This window comes from Actinopolymorpha alba DSM 45243 (assembly GCF_000373925.1).
GTDB classification, from domain to species: domain Bacteria; phylum Actinomycetota; class Actinomycetes; order Propionibacteriales; family Actinopolymorphaceae; genus Actinopolymorpha; species Actinopolymorpha alba.
The window spans coordinates 69,179-92,093 of record NZ_KB892801.1; the positions used below are offsets into that span (position 1 = coordinate 69,179).

Genomic DNA, 22,915 nt, shown 5'->3' on the forward strand with positions numbered 1-22,915 from the left:
GACCCGCCGACAGTTACGCATCGATCGGAGCTGGGCTGGCATGACCGCGTACGGTGGGGACATGAGCGATCGGAGCGGAAGCGAGGACGCGTATGAGCGACCGTGCTAACCCGGGCGCGACTCCGGGGCCCGACCTCTCCGGCGCCCGCGACGATGCGGAGTCGATGGTCGACTGGGACCTCGCCCTTGCGACAGCCAGGCGACTCCTCCGCCCCGGCCCCGACGTCACGGTGGACGAGGCCCGCCAGGTCGTTGCCGACCTGAGGGAGTTCGCCACCAAGGCTGAGGGCCACGTGCGCAGCTATACCGGCCTGCACACGACCGGCGCCCGGGCGCCGGTGGTCGTCGTCGACCGGAACGGCTGGGTCCAGGCCAACGTCGACGCGTTCCGGCAGGTCCTCGAGCCCCTGGTGGACAAGGTCCGCGAACGCCGCGGCGGGGCTGATCTCTCCCGAATGGGGACGTTCGGGTCCCGGGTCACCGGTGTCGAGGCCGGCGCTCTCCTGGCGTTTCTGTCCAGCAAGGTCCTCGGGCAGTTCGACCCGTTCTGGTCCGACGGCGCGGTCGGCGTACCCGCTCCTCGGGTCAGTCCTGACGGCGGGGTGGACGGCGCGGGTGCGGCTGGTACGCCGGAAGGCCGGGCCGCCGAGCTGGTTCCGAGCGCGCCGCCAGCCGGCCGGCTGCTTCTCGTCGCTCCCAACGTGGCCCACGTCGAGCGGGAGCTCGGCGTCGACCCGCATGACTTCCGGCTCTGGGTCTGCCTGCATGAGGAGACCCACCGGGTGCAGTTCACGGCGGTGCCGTGGCTCCGCGATCACCTGCGTGGCCAGATCCGCTCCTTCCTCGAAGAGACCGACATCGACCCGACGGCGATGTTCTCCCACCTCCGCCAGGGCTTCGAGCAGCTCGGTCGGACTGCCCGCGGTGGCCAGCAGGAGGTGTCGTTCATCGACCTGGTGCAGACGCCGGCGCAGCGGGAGATCCTCGACCAGGTGACGGCGGTGATGTCCCTGCTCGAGGGGCACGCCGACGTGGTGATGGACGGCGTCGGACCAGAGGTCATCCCCTCGGTCGCCACGATCCGGTCGAGCTTCCAGCAGCGTAGGAGCGGGGGGAGCTGGCTCGATCAGTTCCTGAAGCGGATGCTCGGTCTTGACGCCAAGCTCCGCCAGTACCGCGATGGCGCGGCGTTCGTCCGCACCACGGTCGCGGCGGTCGGGCAGGAGGGCTTCAACGCCGTGTGGGCGTCGCCCGCACACCTGCCGACCAAGGCCGAGATACACGACCCCGACGCGTGGGTACGCCGGGTGCACGGATAGCCGAGCTACTGCCGATGGGACCGCACCCCGCGGTGGCGGCGGTCCGGGCGGCCGTCCGCCGTTCACTCGCCGATCTCCAACCCGGCGCACGGATCCTCGTGGCCTGCTCGGGTGGCGCCGACTCCCTCGCCCTGGCGGCCGCGACGGCGTTCGAGGCCCGCAGGGCCGGGTGGATCGCCGGCGCCATCACGGTCGACCACGGCCTGCAACCCGGCTCAGCCGGCCGGGCAGCTCAGGTGGCTGAACTCCTGAGATCCCTCGGCCTTCATCCGGTCGAGGTCGCGACCGTCACGGTGAACGCCGGAGGTGGGCCTGAGGCGGCTGCACGGCGGGCCAGGTACGCCGCGCTCGACGCCGCCGCCGACCGACTCGACGCGCGCGTCGTCCTGCTCGGCCACACCCGCGACGACCAGGCGGAGACGGTGTTGCTCGGCCTGGCCCGCGGCTCGGGTGCGCGTTCGCTCGCCGGCATGCCGGCACGGGCGCCCGCGGCCTCACCCGACGCCGGCCGCGCCGGGCAGCCGGTGCCTGACCGCTATCGCCGGCCGCTGCTCGGACTCGACCGGATCGTCACCCGTGACGCGTGCGCGGCCGCCGGGCTCGAGGTCTGGGAAGACCCGCACAACGCTGATCCGGCGTACGCCAGGGTCCGGGTTCGCCGGCAGGTGCTCCCGGTGATGGAGCAGGAGCTGGGGCCCGGGATCGCCGCGGCCCTGGCCCGCACTGCGGAGCTGCTGCGCGACGACGCGGACGCGCTGGACGCGTGGGCGGATCAGGCGTACGCCGACTGCACCGCGGCCGCCGACACGCTCGCCGGCACGCACGCCGGCCCGCGCGCCGACCCGCTCCAGGTCGATCGGCTGATCCCGCTGCCCGCGGCGGTCCGCCGCCGGGTGTTCCGCCGCGCGGCGCTCGGGGCCGGATGCCCCGGCACCGATCTCTTCGCCCGCCACCTCCTGGCGCTCGACGCCCTGGTGACGGACTGGCGCGGTCAGGTCGGCGTCGACCTGCCTGGTGGTATCCGGGCCTGCCGTCGCGGCGGACTGATCTCCTTCGCCCGACCACCCGCGGCCGAGACGGGGACGCCCCAGCGTTCTTGATCATGCGAGGCTCCAGGTCCCCTTGGTTGGGTCCTCGCACAGCGGGCTTTACTTGAGCACCTTGAGGAGTTCTTGTGCCAGGGGCGCGGCGGAGGCGGGGTTCTGCCCGGTGCGTAGGTTGCGATCCTCGACTGTGTACGGCTTCCAGATCTCGCCGCGGCTGAAGTGGACGCCCATGTTGATGAGTTCGTCCTCAAGCAGCCACCTGGCTTTTGCGGCCAACCCGACGGCGTCTTCTTCGTCGTTGGTGTAGGCCGTGACCCGGTAGCCGGCGAAAGGTGAAACGCCGTGACGTCGGGCGGCCAGCATGGCAGCGGGCGCGTGGCAGACGATGGCAAGGGGCTTGCCCGAGGCGAGCGCCGCGGTCAGCAGCCGGCCCGAGTCGGCGTTGACCCACAGGTCCTCCATCGGACCGTGGCCACCCGGATAGTAGACGGCGTCGTAGTCCTCCAGCCGGGCGCTCGCCAGCTCGATCGGCCGCCGGAGTTCCTCGGCGGACCGCAGGGTTCCCTCCTGCTCAAGGGCGATCTGCTCACTGCCGGCCATCGAGGGGCGCAGACTCATCACGTCCACGTACGGCACAACGCCGTTAGGGGTGGCCACCACGACCTCATGGCCGGCCCCGGTGAGCGCACTGTAGGGGGCCGCGAACTCTTCGGCCCAGTAGCCGGTCGGATGCCTGGTGCCGTCTCTGAGCGTCCAATAACTCGCTCCGGTCATCACGAACAGGATCCTTGCCACGGAAATCACCTCGTCGTCACAGTCCGGCCGTATGCCTGCAATTCCATAGGCCGAATGGGTGCACGTGGACTGCGGCGCCAGGTACGGCGCTCGCGGTCATCACTGCCTGAGGTGGGAGTGCCGCACTCGCGCGCCTTGCCAGTCTAATGGCGCCGAAGGACGGGACCGGGGCCGCCGCGCTGCTCGCACCTGGCTGTGGCACGCTGGCCTCGAGCTGGGCCTGCGCCCTTCCATGCGTGGGGAGTTCGAGGTTCGTCGTGCCCTTCGCGCGCTGTCCCTCAGGGCGGCACGGCCCGGCGTCACCTGCCCGTATCGAGAAGACCCCGCGGAGACCTTGGTGGACCCTGACCAGATCGACCATGACCTGAAGGCCGTCCTGATCTCCGAGGACCAGATCCAGGCCAAGATCCGCGAGCTCGCGGCCGCGGTCGAGAAGGATTACGACGGCCGTGACGTCCTGCTCGTAGGGGTCCTCAAGGGTGCCGTCATGGTGATGGCCGACTTCGCGCGGGCCCTCGACCGCCACGTCGAGATGGACTGGGTGGCGTACTCCTCTTACGGCTCAGGCACGCAGTCCTCAGGTGTCGTACGGATCCTGAAGGACCTCGACACCGACATCACCGGTCGGGACGTCCTGATCGTCGAGGACATCATCGACACCGGGCTCACCCTGTCGTGGCTGGTCGCCAACCTCCGGTCGAGGGGCGCCGCCTCGGTCGAGATCTGCACGCTGTTGCGCAAGCCGGAAGCCGTGAAGATGGCGGTCTCGGTCAAGTACGTCGGCTTCGACATTCCGGACGAGTTCGTCGTGGGATACGGCCTCGACTACGGAGAGAAGTACCGCAACCTGCGATGTGTCGGCACCCTCGCGCCGCACGTCTACTCCGACGCCGGCTGACAGACCGCGACCGCCGGAGGGCCGGGTGACGCGGCGTCCGTACGCCGACACCGCTACCGTTGACCGCGCGCGGGTAACCGGCCGTTGATCGTCGAGGTGTCGAGAGACGGGTCCGTGGGTAGGTAGACCCTATTTATGGCTCCGGGGGACGCTTGTCCCACGAGCTTGGGAACACTCGGCCTGACCTGCGTCGTTGCGAAGGTGAGAAGGGTAAGCCAGAGTACGCCGCGTCCGCGCCAGCGATCAGGCCCGTGTACGGTCGTACTCTCCCCACGGCGTGTGGGGCGAGAGCGGTGCGATCACCGTTCGCGGGACTGTTGTTCTGGTGCGCCGCAGCGCCGATGGGCGCTGCGGGCTGATGAGCAGGAGGGACGGGGCCGCAAGCCTCGGGAGTATGGACGTCAAGCGATTCTTCCGCGGGCCGATCTTCTGGATCGCCGTACTCATCATCGTGATCCTGCTCGTCGGAGATCTGATCACCCGATCGGGCGGTTTCAAGCCGGAAGACACCTACAAGGTGGTCGACCAGATCAGGAACGACAAGGTCGCTTCCGCCGTCATTGTCGGCGGCACCGACCAGGAGATCCGGATCACGACCAAGAGCGGCGAGAAGTTCACTGCCGCGTGGGTCAACGGTCAGGACCTCGAGTTGCAGAAGCTGCTGCAGCAGAAGGCTGACCAGAAGAAGCTGCCTCAGGGCTACAACGTCGAGATCGCGCAGCCCAGTCTGATCGGCTCACTGATCTCCACCTTGTTGCCGTTCATCCTGATCGCGCTGTTGTTCCTGTTCCTGATGAACCAGTTCCAGGGCGGCGGCAGCCGGGTGATGAACTTCGGCAAGTCCAAGGCCAAGCTGATCAGCAAGGACACCCCCAAGACCACCTTCGCTGACGTGGCCGGGTGTGACGAGGCGATCGAGGAACTCGGCGAGATCAAGGAGTTCCTGCAGGAGCCGGCGAAGTTCCAGGCAGTTGGCGCCAAGATCCCCAAGGGCGTGCTGTTGTACGGCCAGCCGGGGACCGGCAAGACCCTCCTCGCCCGCGCGGTGGCTGGTGAGGCCGGCGTTCCCTTCTACTCGATCTCCGGTTCCGACTTCGTCGAGATGTTCGTGGGTGTCGGTGCCTCCCGGGTCCGTGACCTGTTCGAGCAGGCCAAGGCCAATGCGCCGGCGATCGTGTTCATCGACGAGATCGACGCCGTTGGTCGGCACCGTGGTGCGGGCCTCGGCGGTGGCCACGACGAGCGCGAGCAGACCCTCAACCAGCTGCTGGTCGAGATGGACGGCTTCGACGTCCGTGGTGGTGTCATCCTCATCGCCGCCACCAACCGCCCCGACATCCTTGACCCGGCGCTGCTGCGTCCGGGCCGGTTCGACCGGCAGATCAGTGTCGAGGCCCCCGACCTGGTCGGCCGCAACAAGATCCTCCAGGTGCACGCGCGCGGCAAGCCCGTCGCTCCTGGCGTCGACCTCCTCGCGGTCGCCCGGCGGACCCCCGGCTTCAGCGGCGCGGACCTCGCGAACGTCCTCAACGAGGCGGCCCTGCTCACCGCCCGCCAAAACAAGAAGCTCATCGACGACGAGGCCCTCGACGAGGCGATCGACCGGGTCATCGCGGGTCCGCAGAAGCGCACCCGCCTGATGAGCGAGAAGGAAAGGAAGATCACCGCTTACCACGAGGGCGGGCACGCTCTCGTCGCGGCGGCGCTGCCGGGCACCGACCCGGTGCACAAGGTCACGATCCTTCCGCGCGGCCGGGCCCTCGGCTACACCATGGTGCTGCCCGACGAAGACAAATACAGCACCACGCGTTCGGAGATGCTCGACAAGCTCGCGTACATGTTGGGCGGCCGGGCCGCGGAGGAGCTGGTCTTCCACGACCCGACGACTGGCGCGGCCAACGACATCGAGAAGGCGTCGGCGCTCGCGCGGGCGATGGTCACGCAGTACGGCATGACCGAGCGTCTGGGCGCGATCAGGTTCGGCGAGAACAACAGCGAACCCTTCCTCGGCCGCGACCTCGGCCACCAGCGCAACTACTCCGAGGAGGTTGCCGCGCTGGTCGACGAGGAGGTACGCCGGCTCGTCGACACCGCGCACCAGGAGGCGTTCGACATCCTGGTCGACAACCGCGACATCCTCGACAGCCTCGTGCTGGAGCTGTTCGAGAAGGAGACCCTCGACAAGGCACAGGTCGAGCAGGTGTTCGCCTCGATCCGGCGGCGTCCTGAGCGGCCCGCGTGGACCGGCTCGCCCACCCGGCGTCCATCGGAGGTCCCGCCGGTGGAGGTGCCGAAGTCGATCTCGCCCAACGGCCAGAACCCCGAAGGCGGATTGGTGATCGCCCCGGCACCCGAAGGTGAGCCCGACGTCCAGGAGGGTCGCTCGCAAGGCGAACCCAACCCCAACTCCGGCTCCCCCCGGGCCTAGATGGCTAACTCCAAGGGGAAGTCGCTCGCGACCACGGCCTCCGACGGGAGGGTGGGACTGCGGTGAGTGTCCCGATTGACCTTCGCGAGATGACCGAGGTCCCGCCGTTCGACCACGAGCGTGCTGAGCGCGCGATCCGCGAGCTCCTCGTGGCCGTCGGCGAGGACCCCGATCGGGAGGGCCTGAAGGAGACGCCTGCCCGGGTGGCTCGCGCGTACGCCGAGATGTTCGCGGGGCTGCGGATGACGCCTGACGCCGTGCTCTCGACGACGTTCGACCTCGGCCACGACGAGATGGTGCTCGTCAAGGACATCGAGGTCTGGTCAGTGTGCGAACACCACCTGGTGCCGTTCACCGGCGTCGCACACATCGGCTACGTCCCTAACGACCGAGGCCAGATCACCGGCCTGTCCAAGCTCGCCCGGCTGGTCGACGTCTTCGCCAAGCGGCCGCAGGTGCAGGAACGCCTGACCACCCAGATCGCCGACTCGCTGGTCCGCATCCTCGAGCCCCGCGGCGTGATCGTCGTGATCGAGTGCGAGCACCTGTGCATGACGATGCGAGGAGTCCGCAAGCCGGGCGCCAAGACCGTGACCTCCGCGGTGCGCGGCCAGCTTCGCGACCCCGCGACCCGGGCCGAGGCGATGAGCCTGATCATCGGCGCCTGACAGCTCCGCCGTGCCTGACAGCTCCGTGGCGCCTGACAGCTCCGCCGTGCCTGACCGATCCGCGTACGTGCCACAACCAGACGCCCCGGCGGCGGGTCCCGTAGGGGAACCGCCAACCGGGGCGTCTGTTCGAGAACCTCTGTGAGGTTAGAGCCCGACCGGCACGTTGGGCAGGTGAACCCAGAGCTGGCGCTGGTGGACGTACTGACGGTCGGGGAGTTCTTCAAGCAGGGCGACAAGCTCTGCTCGGGCGCCCTGGGCGCGGGCGACGCCCACCAGTTGCCCGCGAGAGGCGGGGCCGACTGCGAACGCGTCGTCGAGGACGTCGAGGATCTCGACCCGGGTGACGGGCTCGGTGGTCGCGACATCAACCGCAGGGGCAACGGCGATGTCGACGGTGGCGGTGCTCATGAAGCTCCTTTCAGCGGCCGGCGGCCTATCCGGCGGCCTGTCCGAGCTAGGTGACCCATCCCTCACCCTGAGTCAACGCGCGAACCCTCCTTCAGGCTACGGCTGAACCCGAAAAATTGCCGCGACATCGTGGTGAACGCTCGGAGAATCTCACGGACTGTGATAAAGCCGGCGTTTTGCCGTCCAAGCGCTCCTCCACAGCGGCCCCACACCCGCAGCGCGGCAGCCGCACCCCAGCGCAATTGCAGGGGTCACCGCAGGGCAGCGAGCAGCATGGGCAGGGACCGATGCAGCTGGCGTTCCCAGTAACGCCAGCCGTGGGTGCCAGGTCCGTAGAAGTTGGTCACCAGGTGGCGGGCGCCCAGCCGGGTCAGGCGTTCGGACAGCAGGCGGTTCTCCGACTCCAGCAACGTCTCGAGCGAGCTGGTGGCATCGGGTGGGTCGAACGGTCCGGCCTCGCCGTTCCCGCAGGAGAGATAGACCGGCAGGTTCCGGAGCCGAGCGGCCAGGTCAACCGGGTTGTGCGCGGCCCAGATCCCAGCCTGCGCGTCCGGATCGCCCCACAGCGCCAGCGGGTCCGGCACGTTGCTCGCCGCGATGGAGAGGGCGAGATCGGAGGCGCCGGGCGTGTGGCGGGTGTCCACGACGCCGCTGTACGACGCCGCGGCGCGGAACATCCCGGGGTTCCGAGCGGCGTACGACAGCGCACCGAACCCACCCATCGACAGGCCGGCGATCACCCGGTGGTTGCTCGCGCCGTACCCGCGTTCCAGGATCTGGCGGACCTCCGTGAGGTGGAACGTCTCCCATGCGGGCGGCCCGCCGGCTCCGGCGTTCCACCAGTCGCTGTAAAAGCCCGCTCGGCCGGCCTCGGGCATCACCACGAGAACGCCACGGAGTTCGGGGATGGAGGCGACGTCGGTGCTCCGGGTCCAGCTGAGGTAGCTGGCGCAGCATCCGTGCAGTAGGAAGAGCACCGGCCACCGCTGGCCTGGACGGCGGTTCTCCCAGCCGTCGGGAGTCAGCAACCGGACCTTGGCGGTCGTGGCGAGGGCGGGGGAGGAGATCGTCAGGTCGACCAGGTTGGCGGCGACGCGTACCTCGTCGACGACTCTCGCGCCGTTGCTCGCCTGGACCGGAACCGGCGGGCGTTCGCCGGAGGCGTCCTCGGCCCCCGCCCGCGCGGTGCCGGTGCTGAGCAGTCCCGCGATCATGAACAGGCAAAGGAGGAGTACGGCGACGAACGGCGCCCGCATGGGACGCTCTACGATCGCGCCGAGCGGGCGGTGGGCCCTGCGGGCGAAGCCCGTGGGGGTCGGATCCCACCCAGCGGAACGCGTACGCGGTGGTTCGAAGCGACGTGGCGACGTCATAAGCGGCCTCCTGAGTGGTTGCCGGCGGTGTCGCGCTGAACGTCGTCGACCTGGTGAGTCCCGTCAAGCGTCCCAGCCGCCGTTGGTCGGCCAGGCCCGGAGCGGAAGCGTCCGCGGAGGGGAGGAGGATATGGGAGTGAACGGCGTTCCGAAGGGCTCTGTGGCTGGGCTTCCCACGCCTCCTCGGGCACTGGTGATGGGAGTGCTCAACGTCACCCCCGACTCGTTCTCCGACGGAGGTCTGTGGCTCGAGCCCGAGCGCGCGATCGCCCACGGCCATGAGCTGTTGGCCGAGGGGGCCGACCTCATCGACGTCGGAGGCGAGTCGACCCGGCCCGGCGCCGCCCGGCCGTCGGAGCAGGAGGAGTTGCGCCGCGTCATCCCTGTCGTACGCGCCCTTGTCGAGGCCGGCGCCCAGGTGTCGATCGACACGATGCGCGCGCGGGTCGCCCACGAGGCGATCGAGGCGGGTGCGGTTCTGGTCAATGACGTGTCCGGCGGCCTGGCTGACCCGGAGATGCTGCCGATGGTGGCGTCGTCGGGGGTGGCGTACGTCAGCATGCACTGGCGGGGGTTCTCAGACCAGATGCAGAGCAGGGCGGTCTACGACGACGTGGTGGCGGAGGTGATCAAGGGGCTGCGTTCTCGGGCCGAGGCGGCGTACGCAGCGGGAATTCCGGCTGAACGGATCGCGATCGACCCTGGCCTGGGCTTCGCGAAGACCGGGGAGCACAACTGGACTCTCCTCGCCGCCCTCGACCGGCTGACCGCGGTTGGCCACCCGGTGCTGCTCGCCGCGTCCCGCAAGACGTTCCTCGGGACTCTGCTCTCCGACCCCGCGACCGGCCGGCCGCGGCGTACGGTCGAGCGCGACGACGCCAGCGTGGCGATCGCCGTTCTCGCCGCTCGGGCCGGGGTGTGGTGCGTCCGTGCCCACGCGGTCCGCCCGACGCTGGACGCGGTGAAGGTCGCGGCCCGTTGGGGTGCCGAGGAGGCGGGTACCAGCCCCTAACATCGTCGCGGCGGAAGCCGGCATCTCACGGCGGATCGGAAGAAAGGGGGTACCTCTGGTTGTCGTCAGACATATGACCGCCGGTACTGTCGTGCGAGGGATTCTCGGCGACCGAGGGATTCTGGTGACAGAGGACAGGAAGGAGGGACGCGATGGCTGACCAGATCACGCTTCGGGGGCTCCGGGTGTTTGGACACCATGGCGTCCATCCGGAGGAACGCGCCAACGGCCAGCCGTTCGTCATCGACGTGGTGCTGGGAGTCGACACCCGTCCGGCGGCGCGCACAGACGACCTGACCCAGACAGTGGACTATTCCCTTCTCGCGACGCGGGTCGCCGACGCGGTGAGCAAGGATCCCGTGGACCTCATCGAGACGGTGGCGCAGCGCGTCGCCGACGTGTGCCTCGAGCAGCCGAGCGTCGCGGATGTCGAGGTCACCATTCACAAGCCCGAGGCGCCTGTCGGCGTGCAGCTCGACGACGTCGCCGTGACCATTCACCGGAGCCGCACGTGACCGAGACGCCCAACCCACACATCATCGATGCCGACACGTTGACCGGCGGTCTGCGCCCGATCAGGCGTGTGGTCCTTGCGCTTGGTAGCAACCTTGGCGACCGTGCGGCCAACCTTCAGGGTGCCCTCAACGCTCTCGCGGACACCCCGGACGTGGAGGTCGTGGGTGTCTCGCCGGTGTACGAGACCGCGCCGGTTGGTGCCCCGGAGGGCTCGCCCGACTTCCTCAACGCGGTGGTCGTCGCCGACTCGACACTGCACGCACGGACCCTGCTCGAACGCGCGTTGGCGATCGAGGACGCGTTCGGTCGGGTCCGCACCGAGCCCGGAGCGCCCCGCACCCTTGACGTCGACCTGGTCGTGGTCGGCGACAAGGTGATCAACGAGGACGACTTCGTCCTCCCGCATCCACGGGCGCATGAGCGGGCGTTCGTGGTGGTCCCATGGTCCGCGGTTGATGGCGATGGCGAGATCCCCGGGCACGGGCGGGTCGGCGACCTTGCCCACGGGGTCGACGTCAGGACGATCACCCGTGTGGACGGTCTCGAGCTCAGGCTCGAGTGAGCCCCGTGCGCACCACTCGTCTCACGCTTCTCGTCGTCCTCCTCCTGCTGGGAGGTGCCGTCGGCTGGAGCGGTGTCGCCGTGATGCAGGCGACCGGCACCATCGTCGGAAGGGCGCCGTGGTCTGCCGCTGGTGGGCTGGCCTTCTTTGCGGCGCTGCTGCTCGCCGGCGCGTGGTACATGTACGACCGCGTCCATCGCAAGCGCCGGACGGTCGACGGGCTGACCGCCGTTCGCCTACTTGCCCTGGCCAAGGCGAGCGCGCTCGTCGGCGCGCTGGTGGCAGGTGTGTACGCGGGCTTCGCGGCGCGCTACCTCCCTGAGTACGGCGTTCCCGACGGTCGCGACCGGGTGATTCGTGGCGGCGTCACAGCGCTCGCCGCGATCGTGGTCGTCGTGGGAGCACTGCTTCTCGAACGCGCCTGCAAGGTTCCGAAGGGACCCGAAGAGAACGAGAACGCCGAACGCAACCGGCAGCGGTAGTACGCAGGGCGAGACAGGAAATCACTGTTCCGTGGTGAGTCCAGGACCTTACGTATGCGACTCTCCGGAAAAGGGGGATGTCCTGGCCAATCGACATCCCAAACCGTAACCTCTGCGCATGGCACGCAGCGGTGATCACCGTATCCGACACCTCGCCCGGTGGGTGGCAACTCCTGTCCTCCTGCTGGCCGCGGCCTTTGTTTTCTTCGCGGTCTACCAGGGCGAGACCTCCATGCTGACTGGTGCGGCGGTCGCCTCGCTGGTCGCCGGAGTTCTGGCGGTGGCCGTCTTCGATATCGAGCTGATCCGCAGCCGTCGTGCCCATGGTGCCGAGCGGGTGGCGCAGGCGCGTTCGTACGCCGCGATGTATGCCGCCCACGTTCGCGTGATGGCGGAAGGGTTCGCGCTCCAGGCGCACCAGAGCCGCAAGGCCGGCAGAGCGGCGAACGTCGATGAGGTAGCCGCGGCTTCCGTGGTTGTGGACGAGAAGCCCTTCGTCGACGAGAAGCCCGTCACGGTGGCCGTGCCCGCTGTCGAGGTGAAGGCGAGCGGCGACGAGAAGGCTGTCGAGCCGCAGGACGCGACGATCAAGGTGGCGGCCGAGAAGTCCTCGGACGAGAAGGCCGCGAAGCCGCAGGGCGCGACCATCGAGGTGGCCGCCGAGAAGGCCTCGGACGAGAAGGTCGAGGCCGGCGCCGCAGCAGCTCAGCAGGACGCGGACGACCAGGAGACGCCGGCAGCCAAGGCGTCGCGCGACGCGGACTCTGGCAACCAGGATTCTGCCGCCAAGGATTCCGGCGACGAGGTCTCCGACCAGAGGGTCAAGGCCGGCGCGGCCGCGGTCCCGATTCCGTTGGCCAAGGACGGCGCTGCCGGCGACACGAGCAAGGCGCCGGAGATGTGGGACAGCCTGCGGGACGCGCCGACGGTCGTCGACCTGATGGCCTGGGAGGTGCGGGCCCGCCTGGCCGCCGACGAGGAGCAGGACGCGGCAAAGGCAACGGCCGAGGACAAAGCCGCCGAGCCGGAAAAGGCAGCCAGCGAACGCCGCGGCGCCTGAGCTTTATCACGGTCCCAGCGCGGGGATCGCCAGGATTGCCTCAGGTGGCGGCCGCCAAGCCGAGGTGACCTCGGTGGCCGATATCGCATGGTGCGCGACCCTCGAGCAGGACCATGATCAACTTGCGGAAATCGCCCACGATTCGCGCGAAGTCTGGGCGACTTCTGCAAGTTGATCATGAAAGACGATCTTTTACCGCGGCGGGCCTGTTTGTCTCGCGGATCGGGCGGCTTGGGGTTGACTCAAGATCATTTCGGGGAAGTTGCCCACGTTCCGCATGAAGCGTGGGCCAAGAGAGTGCTCGCTAGGCGAGATCGTCCACCGAGGTTGCGGTTACTTGGCGGAGGTGTGTCGGCATAGAAGCCGAGATACCTCCGCCAAGTGGCCTTCCGTTCCCTTCACACAATGCCGCGCGGGCGCGGTCAGGTCTGCGGCGCGAGTTCGGGTCCGAGTGAGGAGAACTTCTCCCGGGACACCACCCGCTCCGGCGGCCAGGTGATGTTGGACGGCGGCCAGCTCTGGCCCGTCTGCTTGAGGAAACTCTGCGGCGGCTCGTACATCGGTGGCTCGAAGCCCTCGGGCAGCGAGCTCTTCCACGTCACGCCCTTGGTGCGTTCGGCGAACTCCGCCTTCAGCTCGGCGAGCCGTTCGGGTTGGGTCACGAGGTCGAGCGCCGTCGCCGCGAGGTAGCGGGACGCCATGAGCAGGGCGCTGTGCCCCATGGGGGCGCCGGCGCTCGCGGCCACCGCCCAGTTGTGGGACTTGCAGCCGATGGGCGAGACGGCGGTACCGAGACTCACCGTGGGCACCTGCCAGCTGATGTCGGAGACGTCAGTGGAGCCACCGCCGAGGAACACCGGGTTCGGTGCCCGGAGGGCTTCGATTCCGGTGGCCTGGCCCTTCTCGGGAATGCCGAGCGAGGACTGGATCTGCTTGGCCAGCTTCTGGTCGGCGTCGGTGAATGTCGGCGAGCCGATCTTGACCATGTTCTCGTGGAGGAGCTCGGCCGCCGACCGGGAGGGCAGGCGGTTCCAGCAGGCGGCGGTGATGCGGTACCTCATCACCGTCTGGCTGGCCTTGGCGGCGCCCTCGGCACAGGCGACCACCTTGTCGAAGAGCGCCTTGACCCGGGCCGGGCTGCCTTCGCGTACGTAGTAGGAGATCTCGGCGATCTCGGGAGTGACGTTCGGTGCGTCGCCGCCGTTGTTGATGACGTAGTGGAGGCGGCCGGACGGCGCGATGTTCTCCTCCCGCAGGAACTCCGTCATCGTGGCGAGCATGATCACGCCGTCGAGGGCGCTCTTGTTGCCAAGGGGGGTGCCGCCATGTCCGGAGACGCCGAGGAAGGTGAACGTCACGGCGGTGAGCGCGGAGTTGGTGCCCCAGCTGGTGGAGTTGCTCATGCCGGGGTGCCAGTCGATCATCGCGTCGAGCCCGTCGTAGACCCCCTGCTGGACGGCGTACGCCTTGCCGATCAGCTGTTCCTCGGCAGTGGAGCCGTAGAACTTCACCGTGCCGTCGAGGCGGTTCTTGCGGAGGCCCTCCGATACCGCGATGGCCGCACCGGCGGCGGCGGAGCCGAGTGCGCAGTGGCCGCAGCCGTGGCCGGGTCCGTAGCTTGGCGCCCACGGGTCGTGGATGTAGTCGAGCGGATCGTGCACGCCGACGCCGCGTTTCTGCGAGAGCCCTGGGAGCGCGTCGTACTCCCCGCTGAATCCGATGACCGGCCTGCCGCTGCCGTGGCTCGCGGTGGCGACGAACGCGGTCGGAAAACCGGCCGCTCCCCACTCGATGGTGAAGCCGTTCTTACGAAGGAACTCCGCCTCGGCGACGGAGGACTTCCACTCCCGCAGCGAAAGCTCGGCGTGGTCCCAGATCTCGTCGTTGAGCGCGAGGATCGCCTTGTCATTCCGGTCGATCCAGGCCAGGGCGGTGTCCTTCGCCGGGGAGTCCTTGGCGAGTCCGGTCCGTGGTTCGTAGCTGTCGGCGGGCGCCGCGGCTGGCGCGCGGGTGGTCGCGGCGGCGTGGGCGGGATCGGCGGCGAGGCCAGTGCTGGCCGCACCGATTCCGGCCGCACCGAGAATCTGCAGGATCTGCCGCCGGTTCAGATCTGGTCCGTTGGCAAGCAGATGAGATGGTCCGTGGTCATGCGTGTGGTCGAGATCGCACATCGAGCAAGGCACCTCCGGCGACGATCGCGCGGCGCTCCCTGCGAACGCAGGCCCGCACTTGTGACGCTAGGGAGCCATTCACGAGCCCGTCAACGGATAGTGAGGGTCCGGCACCGGACAGTGAGAGAACCTTAAATTCCTCGTGATCCCCGCCAGCCTGCGTTGCCCTCAGGTAATCCTTCGGACACCCAACCGTTGCCGCGCGAAGCGAAGCCGCGATAGAGGGCGGCGCGTATTGGGTCGGGGGCACCCTTGGCCAAGAGAGCCGTACAAGGGTGCCCCCGACCCAATACGCGGGCCCGGGAGCCTACTTGTCGATGTCGCCGACCACGAAGAACATCGAGCCCAGGATGGCCACCAGGTCGGCGATCACGCAGCCCGGCAGGAGTTCGGGCAGGACCGCGATGTTGTTGAACGACGCGGACCGTAGCTTCAGCCGCCACGGTGTCTTTTCCCCACGCGAGACGAGGAAGTAGCCGTTGAGGCCGAGCGGGCTTTCGGTCCAGGCGTACGTGTGCCCCTCCGGCGCCTTGAGAATCTTGGGCAAGCGGACGTTGACAGGGCCGGGCGGAAGGGACCTCAGCCGGTCGACGCAGGCCTCCGCGAGATCCAGGGACACCTGAACCTGCTCGCGGAGAAGGGAGAAGCGGGCGAAGCAGTCACCTTCGCTCCGGGTGACGACCCGGCCGGGGCCCCCGGGTCCGAAGAGCTCGGTGTACGCGAGATACGGCTCGTCCCGGCGCAGGTCGAAGTCGACACCGGACGCGCGGGCGATCGGGCCAGAAACGCCGTAGGCGTGGACGAGTGCGGGCGAGAGGACGCCGACGCCACGGGTGCGGGCGGCGAAGATCTCGTTGCCGAAGATGAGGTTCGTAAGCTCCGGAAGGCGCCGGCGTACCGCCGTGACGGCGGCCGTCACCCGATCGAGCCACCCGGCGGGAAGGTCCTCCTTCAGGCCGCCGACGCGGTTGAACATGTAGTGCATCCGGCCGCCGGAGATCTCCTCCATCACCTGTTGCAGGGTTTCGCGTTCCCGGAACGCATAGAAGATCGGCGTGATCGCGCCTATCTCGAGCGGATAGCTGCCGAGGAACATCAGGTGGTTGAGGATGCGGTTGAGTTCGGCGAGCAGCATGCGCGCCCACACCGCGCGGACCGGCACCTCCATGCCCAGCATGCGTTCGACCGCGAGCACCACACCAAGCTCGTTGGCGAACGCCGACAGCCAGTCGTGGCGGTTGGCGAGCATGATGATCTGGCGGTAGTCGCGGACCTCGAACAGCTTCTCCGCGCCGCGGTGCATGTAGCCGATGATCGGCTCGCAGGTGACGATGCGTTCGCCGTCGAGAGTCAGCCGCAGGCGCAGGACCCCGTGGGTGGCGGGATGCTGCGGGCCGATGTTGAGCACCATGTCCTGGGTGGCGAGCTCGGCTCCGCCGCCGCGTTCGTACGACAGGGGGCCGCCCGGGCCACTGGCTGGCGTCCCCGTGCCGGCGCCGGTGCTGGTCAGCCCGGCCGCCCCGGCTCCGAGGCTCACAATCCGCTCGGTCGTCACGTCGCCATGCTCGCACGCCCGCGTCCAGATAACCTCCCCTCATGGACAGCCTGTTCGCGCCGCCAGGGGAGCGGTGGCAACCAGTGTCACCGCGGCTGCGTTCACTGCGGCGCGCGCTCCTCGCGTTCTGGCTTGGCGTGGGCGGGCTCGCCGGCGGCGTCGCCATCGGCGTGCTCCTGAACTGGTGGCTTGCCGCCGGCGCGGTGGTGGTCGCCGCGGGTGCCTTCGCCTGGGGCTGGTGGCTCGTCGGGCGCAACTGGGAGTCGTGGGGGTACGCCGAGCGCGGAGACGACCTGCTTGTCACCCATGGCGTGCTGTTCAAGACGCTGGTGGTCGTTCCGTACGGCCGGATGCAGTTCGTGGACGTGACGGCTGGACCGGTCGAGCGGAAGTTCGGTATCGCCACGGTGCAGCTACACACGGCCACCCCGGCGACGGACGCCGAGATCCCGGGCCTTACGCCCGAAGAGGCCGAACGCCTTCGAGACCGGCTGGCGGCGCTCGGCGAGGCCCGGGCCGCGGGCCTATGAGCCAGATGTCCGAATCAGCAGACCGCGGCCCGGTTGATGGCATACCCGTTGATCCCATAGCCCTCGATCCCATACCCGTTGATCCCATACCTGTTGATCCCAACCCCGCTGGTGAGGCGACCGAGTTGCGCCGGCTCCACCCGGCGACCCCGGTGCTCAACGGCTGGAAGTACTTCGCGCTCGTCGTCGCGATCGTGGGGCAGGAGGCGGTCCGCGACCTGGACTTCCGGTTGTTCGGGATCCAGATGGTGGCGGCCGTGGTGCTGGGCGTTGTCCTCGGCTCCTTCTCGTGGTGGTTCACGAAGTACCGCATCGAGGGTGAGGAACTCCGGATCGAGAGCGGGTTCCTCTTCCGGCGTTCGCGGCGGATCCGGATCGACCGGCTTCAGGCGGTCGACATCGTGCGACCCGTCATGGCCAGGCTGCTCGGTGTGGCGGAGCTTCGGCTGGAGATGGCTGGCGGCGGCAAGACCGAGGCGCCGCTTGCCTATCTCACCGAACCCGGCGCCCAGAAGCTTCGGGCCGAACTCCTCGCCCGTGCGGCGGGGCTCGCGGCTGACACTCCCGAGGCGCCGGAACGCCAACTCGTCGCCGTACCTCCTGGCGTACTCCTCGCCTCCACCGTGGTGAGTGCGCCGTTCCTGACCGCGGCGTTGGGATTCGTGGTGGTGGCCGCGACGACCACGGTGGTCCGGGAGATGGTGGGGCTCGCGTTCCTCATCCCCTGGGCGCTCGGTGGGCTCGGCGTGGTGTGGCGGCAGTTCGTGAGCGAGTTCGGGTTCACCGTCAGCGAGTCGCCGGACGGCCTCCGCATCCGTAAAGGTCTCCTTGACACCTGGGCGCAGACCGTGCCGCCCGGGCGCGTACAGGGTGTCGAGATAGAGCAGCAGTTGCTGTGGCGGCCCAAGGGCTGGGTGAAGCTCTCGGTCGACGTGGCGGGGTACGGCGGAAAAGGCAACCAGGAAGGGCAGACCGCCTCGACCCTGCTACCGGTCGCGCCCTGGCCGGTCGCCCGGGCGCTGCTCGAGCGGGTGCTGCCAGGCGTGGACGTCGACGGGGTGGAGCGGGTGCTCGCACCCCGGCGGGCTCGCTGGCTCCGCCCGATCGGCTGGCGTTACCTCCGCCACGGTGCCGACGACCGGGTGTTCGTCACCGACACGGGGTGGCTGACCCGGCGTACCGCCGTCGTTCCGCACGGCAAGATGCAGAGCGTTCGCATTACGCAGGGACCGCTTCAGCGGCGTCTCGATCTCGCGACCGTCCACCTCGACACTCCCGTCGGTCCGGTGAACGCGGTGGCCCTCCACCGGTCCAGCCAGGTCGCGCGGGAACTCGCCGAGGCGCAGGCCGAACGCTCGAGACAGGCCCGCCGGGCCGCTGGTCCCGAACGCTGGATGCAGGCGCAGCTTCCACGAGAGTGATCAGGTTCAGCCGCCCGCACGGATCTTGAGGGGCGGCAGCTCGGTGTTCCTCGCCTGAGCCAGCCAGCAGAAGTCGCCGAGGCCACCCGGCGCGATGAGTTCGGCGTCCTCACCAGCCCGAGCCAGCGCGGCCAGATAGGCGCCCGGATCAGCGTGGGCCAGCGTGAGCGGTGGCCGCGTCCCCGTCACACCCAGGCCACGCAACGCCGACCTCTGGTCGGTGAGAACCGTCGATGCGGCGCCGGCCTCCTCACCAGCGCGGGCCACCGCGTCCACCGCGACATGCGAGGTGAGGTCGCAGGAGCCGTCGGGCACCGGTGGGACGAGCCGGCCGGCGCGGTAACCCACCAGCGTTCCGGCGTACGGCCGCCGCTCCCGCAGGTGCCCGTAGTCAATGGCCACCGCGATGCCGGTACGCAGTCTTCGTACCACCCCGGCCCAGGCGTCGTCGCGCGGCCAGCCCACCTCGGCGCGACTCCCCGGCGGGGCGTCCGCGAGGGGCCACCAGCGTTCGACCCAGGCGAGGTCCCGGCCATCGATGGGATCCGCGAGCCGCTCGTCGCCGGTCTCCACCTGGACCTCGACCAGACGGAGCGCACCGCCGGAGTCGACCTCGACCACATCGAGCGGGACGTCGTCCAGCCATTCGTTCGCGATCACGAGCCCGTCGAGGGTGTCGGGTACGACGTCCGACCAACCCACCGCGTCCGGCAGGTCCGCCGGCCGGTTGGCCACCTCGACGCCGAGGAGGTCGAGATCCTGCGCGAACTGGTGCAGCGTGGTCAGCAGCTCACCCCGACCCGCGCCCACATCCGTGACCGCCCGGAGACCCGCCGACCGCGCGAGACGGAACACCGCGTCGGCGAACGCCGAGGAGACATGCACCGAGGTACGGAAATGCGCGGCCGGCGCCTGCGTACGAAAGAAACCGCCCGGCCCGTACAACGCCCGCGACGTCGCCTCCCGCCAGGTCTGCCAGGCTCGGTCGGTCGCCATACGCGCGACCCTATGCGCCGAATGGGCGGCCCTCCACGCCGAACCCCTTGCCGCCAGGCCCCGTCCTCACCGAGGCTTGAGGTTCGAGCCTGTTCGTGGATTCCCGCCGCACCCCGTCGGGTGTCCAGGAACAGGCTGAGAGGGGGAGTGATGTTCGAACGGTTCACCGAGGCCGCTCGACGGGTGGTGGTCCTGGCGCAGGAGGAGGCCAGGATGCTCAATCACCACTACATCGGGACTGAGCATCTGATGTTGGGACTCGTGCACCAGGGCGAGGGGGTGGCCGGGCAGGCGTTCGAGAGCCTGGGAATCTCGCTGACGGGCGTGCGGGGGCAGGTTGAGGAAATCGTCGGGGTCGGTAGGGATGAGCCGTCCGGCCACATTCCGTTCACGCCCCGCGCCAAGACCGCGCTGGAGCTGTCGCTTCGCGAAGCCCTGCAACTCAAGCATCAGTACATCGGCGCGGAACACCTGCTGCTTGGTCTGTTGACCGAAGGGAGCGGCGTGGGAATCCAGGCGATCGAACGCCTCGGCGTCAGCAGAGTTCGGCTGCGTCAGGAGATCCTCCTGACCATCGGGGAGAAAGAGCCCGCGGCTGGTCCGACGTCCGGCGAGCATCCGACGGCGCGTGCACGTGGTGCCGAGTCACCGACCGTCGGCGAGGTCGCCGCCATCATCGAGGAGAACGCCCGCCTTCACCGTGAGCTCGCCCGCCTTCGAACGCTGCTGCGCCGGCACGGAATCGACGCCGGCCAGTCGTCCTGAGCATCGCGTGGCAGTCACGCCGCGTCCGGGTCATCCCTGCGGCGGACGCCAACGGCCGGTGTCATCCCTGTGGTGGACGCCAGCACGGCACCCGGCACGTACGCTCAACTGCCGTGCGGCACCATCGGATCTACGACTGGCTGCGTCGCCGACCCTATGTCGTCGACGCTGGCATCGTCGTGATCCTTTCGGGCCTGTTGCTCATCGGCAGCGGGTTCTTCTCGGGCGAGATACCTGGTCTCCTCTCCGCCTTCCTGCTGCTGCCTCTGGTGTGGCGGCGGAGGTACCCGGTCGCGGTCTTCACGGTGGTGTCGTTCGGCTGCCTGGCACAGCTGATCCTGCTCGACGTTCCGATCAACGGCGATATTGCCTTCCCGTTCGCGCTGTACGCCGTAAGCGCTTACGCGAGGAGGATCTGGGTACGGCTGGCGGCCCTCGGCGTCGGGGCGCTGGGGGCGGTCCTCGGTCCGCTCGACTGGGTCCAGCCTGAACAGGCCGGAAACTGGTCGTCGATCCTGCTCGTGCATGCCGCACTGGTCGCGCTCAGCTGGACGCTCGGGGACCTGATGCGGACCCGCCGGGCGTACGTGGGGGAGTTGGAGGAGCGGGCCCGGCGCCTTGAGTTCGAACGCGACCAGCAGGCGCTCCTCGCCCGGGCGGCCGAGCGGGCCCGGATCGCGCGGGAGTTGCATGATGTCGTCGCCCACTCCCTGTCCGTCGTCGTGGCGCAGGCCGACGGTGGGTTGTACGCGGGTGAGAAGGACGCCGGCGCGGCCCGGGAGGCGCTCAAAACCATCGGGGCGACCAGCCGGCAGGCGCTGAGCGAGATGCGGCGGCTGCTCGGCGTACTCCGGTCAGGCAACGAGGCAGATGACGCGGAGTTCACGCCGCAACCCTGCCTTGCGCAGCTGCCCGATCTGGTGGCGCAGGTCCGCTCCAGCGGGATGGCGGTCGACCTGGCTGTCGACGGTGAGCCTCGCGCGCTGGCCGGAGGTACGGAGTTGACGGCGTACCGCATCGTCCAGGAAGCCTTGACGAACACGCTCAAGCACGGCGGTCCCACTGCCCGCGCCTCGGTGCGGCTGTCGTACGCCGACGACGCGCTGCGGGTGCGGGTCTGCGATGACGGGCGGGGTGCCGCGGCCAGCTCCGACGGGCAGGGGCAGGGGTTGGCTGGCATGCGGGAACGCATCGCCGTCTACGGTGGACAGCTGCGTGCCGGTCCGCGCCGGGGCGGAGGTTTTGAGGTGCTGGCCGAGCTTCCGTTGACGGGAGCGGAACGCGGCCGGGTGGCTGGCCGTCTCGTCGGCGATGGAGTGTGAGTGCTGGTGACGATCCGGGTTTTCCTTGTTGACGATCAGGTTCTTGTCCGTGCGGGTTTCCGGATGGTCGTGGATTCCCAACCCGACATGGACGTTGTGGGCGAGGCCGGTGACGGTGTTGAGGCGCTCGCGAAGCTGCGATCAGTGGACGCCGACGTGGTCCTGATGGATGTGCGGATGCCCCGCATGGACGGTGTGGAGGCGACCCGCCAGATCCGCGCGCTGGGGGTGGACGCGCCCCGGGTCGTGGTGCTCACGACGTTCGACATCGACGAGTACGCCTTCTCCGCTCTCAAGGCCGGCGCCGCCGGATTCCTGGTCAAGGACGCTCCTCCTGACGACCTTCTGTCGGGGATCAGGGCCGTACACTCCGGCGACGCCGTGGTGGCCCCGAGCACGACGCGGCGCCTGCTCGAACGCGTCGCGCCTCTCCTCCCCGACAGCACGCCGCGGCCCGACGAGCGGGTCGCCGGGCTGACCGACCGGGAGCGCGAGGTGCTGCTCGAGGTGGCTCGCGGGCTGTCGAACGGCGAGATCGCCGGCCGGCTCTTCCTCGCCGAGGCGACGGTCAAGACCCACGTCGGGCGGATCCTCGCCAAGCTGGGCCTGCGCGATCGCGTGCAGCTGGTGGTGTTCGCGTACGAGAACGGCTTGGTCAGCGCCCGCCGCTAAATCGGCAGAGGCATCACCCGATCGTCGTACGCCTTGCGGCGTAAGGGATCCGCCGCGAGCAGTACGCCAGATCGGCCGTCTAGGCGGACGCCTCGCCGAGGCCGCGGCTTCTAGGTTGTGCGAGTCGGACCGGACACTTTCCGAAAGGCCAATCCATGCATGCCGCAGCTCCGCCCGTGAACGTACAGTCGGCGGTGAGTGCCGTGAACCTCGTCAAGGTGTACGGCCAGGGCGCCACGTCCGTACGCGCCCTCGACAACGTGACCGTATCGCTCGAGGCCGGCCAGTTCACCGCGATCATGGGTCCGTCGGGCTCGGGAAAGTCGACGCTCATGCACTGTCTCGCGGGCCTCGACAGCGCGACGTCGGGCGACGTCCTGCTCGGAGGCACCAACCTCACCGAACTCTCTGACAAGCAGCTCACGGTGCTGCGGCGGGAGCGGGTCGGCTTCGTCTTCCAGTCGTTCAATCTGATGCCGACCCTCACCGCCAGGCAGAACATCCTGCTTCCGCTCGACCTCGCCGGCACCCGGCCGGACCGCCAGTGGGTCGACAGCCTTGTCGAGGTGCTCGGACTCGCGGACCGGCTGGCCCACCGCCCGGCCGAGCTGTCCGGCGGCCAGCAGCAACGGGTCGCGGTCGCGCGGGCGCTGGTGACCCGTCCTGACGTGGTGTTCGCGGACGAGCCGACCGGGAACCTCGACTCGCGGACCGGTGCGGAGGTGCTCGACTTCCTGCGGCGGTCGGTCCGCGAGTTCGGCCAGACGGTGGTGATGGTCACCCACGACCCGGTGGCCGCGTCGTACGCCGACCGCGTGGTGCTGCTCGCCGACGGCCGGCTGGCCGGCGAGATCCAGCAGCCGACTCCTGACACGGTCCTGTCCGCCATGCGCGAGCTGGGGGCCTGAACCAT

The 22,915-nt window shown here is 69.2% G+C and carries 21 protein-coding genes and 1 pseudogene; 16 read left to right on the forward strand and 6 right to left on the reverse strand.

Going from position 1 to position 22,915, the window contains the following annotated elements:
* Positions 1 to 92 precede the first annotated feature (92 nt).
* Positions 93 to 1,319, forward strand: a complete 1,227-nt coding sequence (locus B141_RS0132895; protein ID WP_020579440.1) for a zinc-dependent metalloprotease — start codon at positions 93 to 95, stop codon at positions 1,317 to 1,319.
* A gap of 14 nt (positions 1,320 to 1,333) precedes the next feature.
* A complete protein-coding gene (gene tilS, locus B141_RS0132900) occupies positions 1,334 to 2,419 on the forward strand; it encodes a tRNA lysidine(34) synthetase TilS (protein ID WP_020579441.1) in 1,086 nt (361 codons plus the stop codon).
* A gap of 48 nt (positions 2,420 to 2,467) precedes the next feature.
* On the opposite strand, the gene B141_RS0132905 is transcribed toward tilS, so the two are convergent.
* On the reverse strand, positions 2,468 to 3,160 hold the full coding sequence (locus B141_RS0132905; protein WP_020579442.1) for a type 1 glutamine amidotransferase domain-containing protein: 693 nt from the start codon (positions 3,158 to 3,160) through the stop codon (positions 2,468 to 2,470).
* A gap of 337 nt (positions 3,161 to 3,497) precedes the next feature.
* On the opposite strand from B141_RS0132905, the gene hpt reads away from it, so the two are divergent.
* The 3 genes from hpt to folE all read left to right on the forward strand — a co-directional run bounded on the left by hpt (position 3,498) and on the right by folE (position 7,154).
* Entirely contained in the window at positions 3,498 to 4,058 is a 561-nt protein-coding gene (gene hpt / locus B141_RS0132910; protein WP_020579443.1) for a hypoxanthine phosphoribosyltransferase, read from the forward strand.
* Between the two features lie 394 nt (positions 4,059 to 4,452).
* Positions 4,453 to 6,486 carry an ATP-dependent zinc metalloprotease FtsH gene (gene ftsH / locus B141_RS0132915; protein ID WP_020579444.1) on the forward strand — a complete coding sequence of 678 codons (2,034 nt, stop codon included), beginning with the start codon at positions 4,453 to 4,455 and terminating at the stop codon, positions 6,484 to 6,486.
* A gap of 89 nt (positions 6,487 to 6,575) precedes the next feature.
* Positions 6,576 to 7,154 carry a GTP cyclohydrolase I FolE gene (gene folE, locus B141_RS0132925; protein WP_026257781.1) on the forward strand — a complete coding sequence of 193 codons (579 nt, stop codon included), beginning with the start codon at positions 6,576 to 6,578 and terminating at the stop codon, positions 7,152 to 7,154.
* Positions 7,155 to 7,301: 147 nt separating this feature from the next.
* Here folE and B141_RS0132930 read toward each other — a convergent pair whose 3' ends face one another.
* Both B141_RS0132930 and B141_RS0132935 read right to left on the reverse strand, forming a co-directional pair.
* Positions 7,302 to 7,565, reverse strand: a complete 264-nt coding sequence (locus tag B141_RS0132930) for a DUF2795 domain-containing protein (RefSeq protein WP_020579446.1) — start codon at positions 7,563 to 7,565, stop codon at positions 7,302 to 7,304.
* A gap of 251 nt (positions 7,566 to 7,816) precedes the next feature.
* The gene (locus tag B141_RS0132935) at positions 7,817 to 8,938 is read right to left on the reverse strand and encodes an alpha/beta hydrolase (RefSeq protein ID WP_020579447.1); all 1,122 of its coding nucleotides are present in this window, start codon (positions 8,936 to 8,938) and stop codon (positions 7,817 to 7,819) included.
* Between the two features lie 130 nt (positions 8,939 to 9,068).
* On the opposite strand from B141_RS0132935, the gene folP reads away from it, so the two are divergent.
* The 5 genes from folP to B141_RS0132960 all read left to right on the forward strand — a co-directional run bounded on the left by folP (position 9,069) and on the right by B141_RS0132960 (position 12,570).
* Entirely contained in the window at positions 9,069 to 9,950 is an 882-nt protein-coding gene (gene folP, locus B141_RS0132940; protein WP_040423015.1) for a dihydropteroate synthase, read from the forward strand.
* A 152-nt stretch (positions 9,951 to 10,102) separates the two neighbouring features.
* Positions 10,103 to 10,465, forward strand: coding sequence for a dihydroneopterin aldolase (gene folB, locus B141_RS0132945; RefSeq protein WP_020579449.1), 363 nt, complete (start codon positions 10,103 to 10,105; stop codon positions 10,463 to 10,465).
* Positions 10,462 to 11,028 (forward strand): 2-amino-4-hydroxy-6-hydroxymethyldihydropteridine diphosphokinase, encoded by a 567-nt coding sequence (gene folK / locus B141_RS0132950; protein ID WP_020579450.1) that lies wholly within the window; start codon positions 10,462 to 10,464, stop codon positions 11,026 to 11,028. The genes folB and folK overlap by 4 nt, the downstream gene beginning before the upstream one ends.
* Positions 11,029 to 11,033: 5 nt before the next feature.
* Positions 11,034 to 11,510 (forward strand): DUF3180 domain-containing protein, encoded by a 477-nt coding sequence (locus tag B141_RS44115; RefSeq protein ID WP_157181475.1) that lies wholly within the window; start codon positions 11,034 to 11,036, stop codon positions 11,508 to 11,510.
* 118 nt (positions 11,511 to 11,628) lie between these two features.
* Positions 11,629 to 12,570: a hypothetical protein gene (locus B141_RS0132960; protein WP_020579452.1), complete on the forward strand. Its 942-nt coding sequence runs from the start codon at positions 11,629 to 11,631 to the stop codon at positions 12,568 to 12,570.
* 422 nt (positions 12,571 to 12,992) lie between these two features.
* Here the strand turns inward: B141_RS0132960 and B141_RS0132965 are convergent, their stop codons facing one another.
* Together B141_RS0132965 and B141_RS0132970 are read right to left on the reverse strand one after the other, a co-directional pair.
* Positions 12,993 to 14,741: an amidohydrolase gene (locus B141_RS0132965; RefSeq protein ID WP_020579453.1), complete on the reverse strand. Its 1,749-nt coding sequence runs from the start codon at positions 14,739 to 14,741 to the stop codon at positions 12,993 to 12,995.
* Positions 14,742 to 15,048: 307 nt separating this feature from the next.
* Complete coding sequence (locus B141_RS0132970; RefSeq protein ID WP_020579454.1) at positions 15,049 to 16,296, reverse strand: NADH-quinone oxidoreductase subunit D; 1,248 nt, start codon at positions 16,294 to 16,296, stop codon at positions 15,049 to 15,051.
* 41 nt (positions 16,297 to 16,337) lie between these two features.
* On the opposite strand from B141_RS0132970, the gene B141_RS0132975 reads away from it, so the two are divergent.
* Both B141_RS0132975 and B141_RS44120 read left to right on the forward strand, forming a co-directional pair.
* Positions 16,338 to 16,826 (forward strand): PH domain-containing protein, encoded by a 489-nt coding sequence (locus tag B141_RS0132975; RefSeq protein ID WP_051114250.1) that lies wholly within the window; start codon positions 16,338 to 16,340, stop codon positions 16,824 to 16,826.
* A 5-nt stretch (positions 16,827 to 16,831) separates the two neighbouring features.
* Positions 16,832 to 18,247: a PH domain-containing protein gene (locus tag B141_RS44120; RefSeq protein WP_051114260.1), complete on the forward strand. Its 1,416-nt coding sequence runs from the start codon at positions 16,832 to 16,834 to the stop codon at positions 18,245 to 18,247.
* A gap of 6 nt (positions 18,248 to 18,253) precedes the next feature.
* On the opposite strand, the gene B141_RS0132985 is transcribed toward B141_RS44120, so the two are convergent.
* Complete coding sequence (locus tag B141_RS0132985; protein ID WP_020579458.1) at positions 18,254 to 19,243, reverse strand: SAM-dependent methyltransferase; 990 nt, start codon at positions 19,241 to 19,243, stop codon at positions 18,254 to 18,256.
* Positions 19,244 to 19,393: 150 nt separating this feature from the next.
* Between B141_RS0132985 and B141_RS0132990 the strand changes: the two are divergent.
* The 4 genes and pseudogenes from B141_RS0132990 to B141_RS0133005 all read left to right on the forward strand — a co-directional run.
* Positions 19,394 to 19,855: pseudogene (locus B141_RS0132990) on the forward strand (Clp protease N-terminal domain-containing protein); the annotation flags it as partial.
* Positions 19,856 to 20,121: 266 nt separating this feature from the next.
* Positions 20,122 to 21,330, forward strand: a complete 1,209-nt coding sequence (locus B141_RS44125; RefSeq protein ID WP_020579460.1) for a sensor histidine kinase — start codon at positions 20,122 to 20,124, stop codon at positions 21,328 to 21,330.
* Complete coding sequence (locus B141_RS0133000) at positions 21,331 to 22,002, forward strand: response regulator (protein WP_020579461.1); 672 nt, start codon at positions 21,331 to 21,333, stop codon at positions 22,000 to 22,002.
* Between the two features lie 155 nt (positions 22,003 to 22,157).
* Positions 22,158 to 22,910: an ABC transporter ATP-binding protein gene (locus B141_RS0133005; protein WP_026257785.1), complete on the forward strand. Its 753-nt coding sequence runs from the start codon at positions 22,158 to 22,160 to the stop codon at positions 22,908 to 22,910.
* Positions 22,911 to 22,915 lie beyond the last annotated feature (5 nt).

Bases quoted from the DNA above. Each gene is read 5' to 3' on its own strand.
- B141_RS0132895 (WP_020579440.1), top strand. From the start codon at position 93: ATGAGCGACCGTGCTAACCCGGGCGCGACTCCGGGGCCCGACCTCTCC.
- tilS (WP_020579441.1), top strand. From the start codon at position 1,334: ATGGGACCGCACCCCGCGGTGGCGGCGGTCCGGGCGGCCGTCCGCCGT.
- ftsH (WP_020579444.1), top strand. From the start codon at position 4,453: ATGGACGTCAAGCGATTCTTCCGCGGGCCGATCTTCTGGATCGCCGTA.
- folE (WP_026257781.1), top strand. From the start codon at position 6,576: ATGACCGAGGTCCCGCCGTTCGACCACGAGCGTGCTGAGCGCGCGATC.
- B141_RS0132930 (WP_020579446.1), bottom strand. From the start codon at position 7,565: ATGAGCACCGCCACCGTCGACATCGCCGTTGCCCCTGCGGTTGATGTC.
- B141_RS0132935 (WP_020579447.1), bottom strand. From the start codon at position 8,938: ATGACGTCGCCACGTCGCTTCGAACCACCGCGTACGCGTTCCGCTGGG.
- folP (WP_040423015.1), top strand. From the start codon at position 9,069: ATGGGAGTGAACGGCGTTCCGAAGGGCTCTGTGGCTGGGCTTCCCACG.
- folB (WP_020579449.1), top strand. From the start codon at position 10,103: ATGGCTGACCAGATCACGCTTCGGGGGCTCCGGGTGTTTGGACACCAT.
- B141_RS0132960 (WP_020579452.1), top strand. From the start codon at position 11,629: ATGGCACGCAGCGGTGATCACCGTATCCGACACCTCGCCCGGTGGGTG.
- B141_RS0132965 (WP_020579453.1), bottom strand. From the start codon at position 14,741: ATGTGCGATCTCGACCACACGCATGACCACGGACCATCTCATCTGCTT.
- B141_RS0132975 (WP_051114250.1), top strand. From the start codon at position 16,338: ATGGACAGCCTGTTCGCGCCGCCAGGGGAGCGGTGGCAACCAGTGTCA.
- B141_RS44120 (WP_051114260.1), top strand. From the start codon at position 16,832: ATGTCCGAATCAGCAGACCGCGGCCCGGTTGATGGCATACCCGTTGAT.
- B141_RS0132985 (WP_020579458.1), bottom strand. From the start codon at position 19,243: ATGGCGACCGACCGAGCCTGGCAGACCTGGCGGGAGGCGACGTCGCGG.
- B141_RS0133005 (WP_026257785.1), top strand. From the start codon at position 22,158: ATGCATGCCGCAGCTCCGCCCGTGAACGTACAGTCGGCGGTGAGTGCC.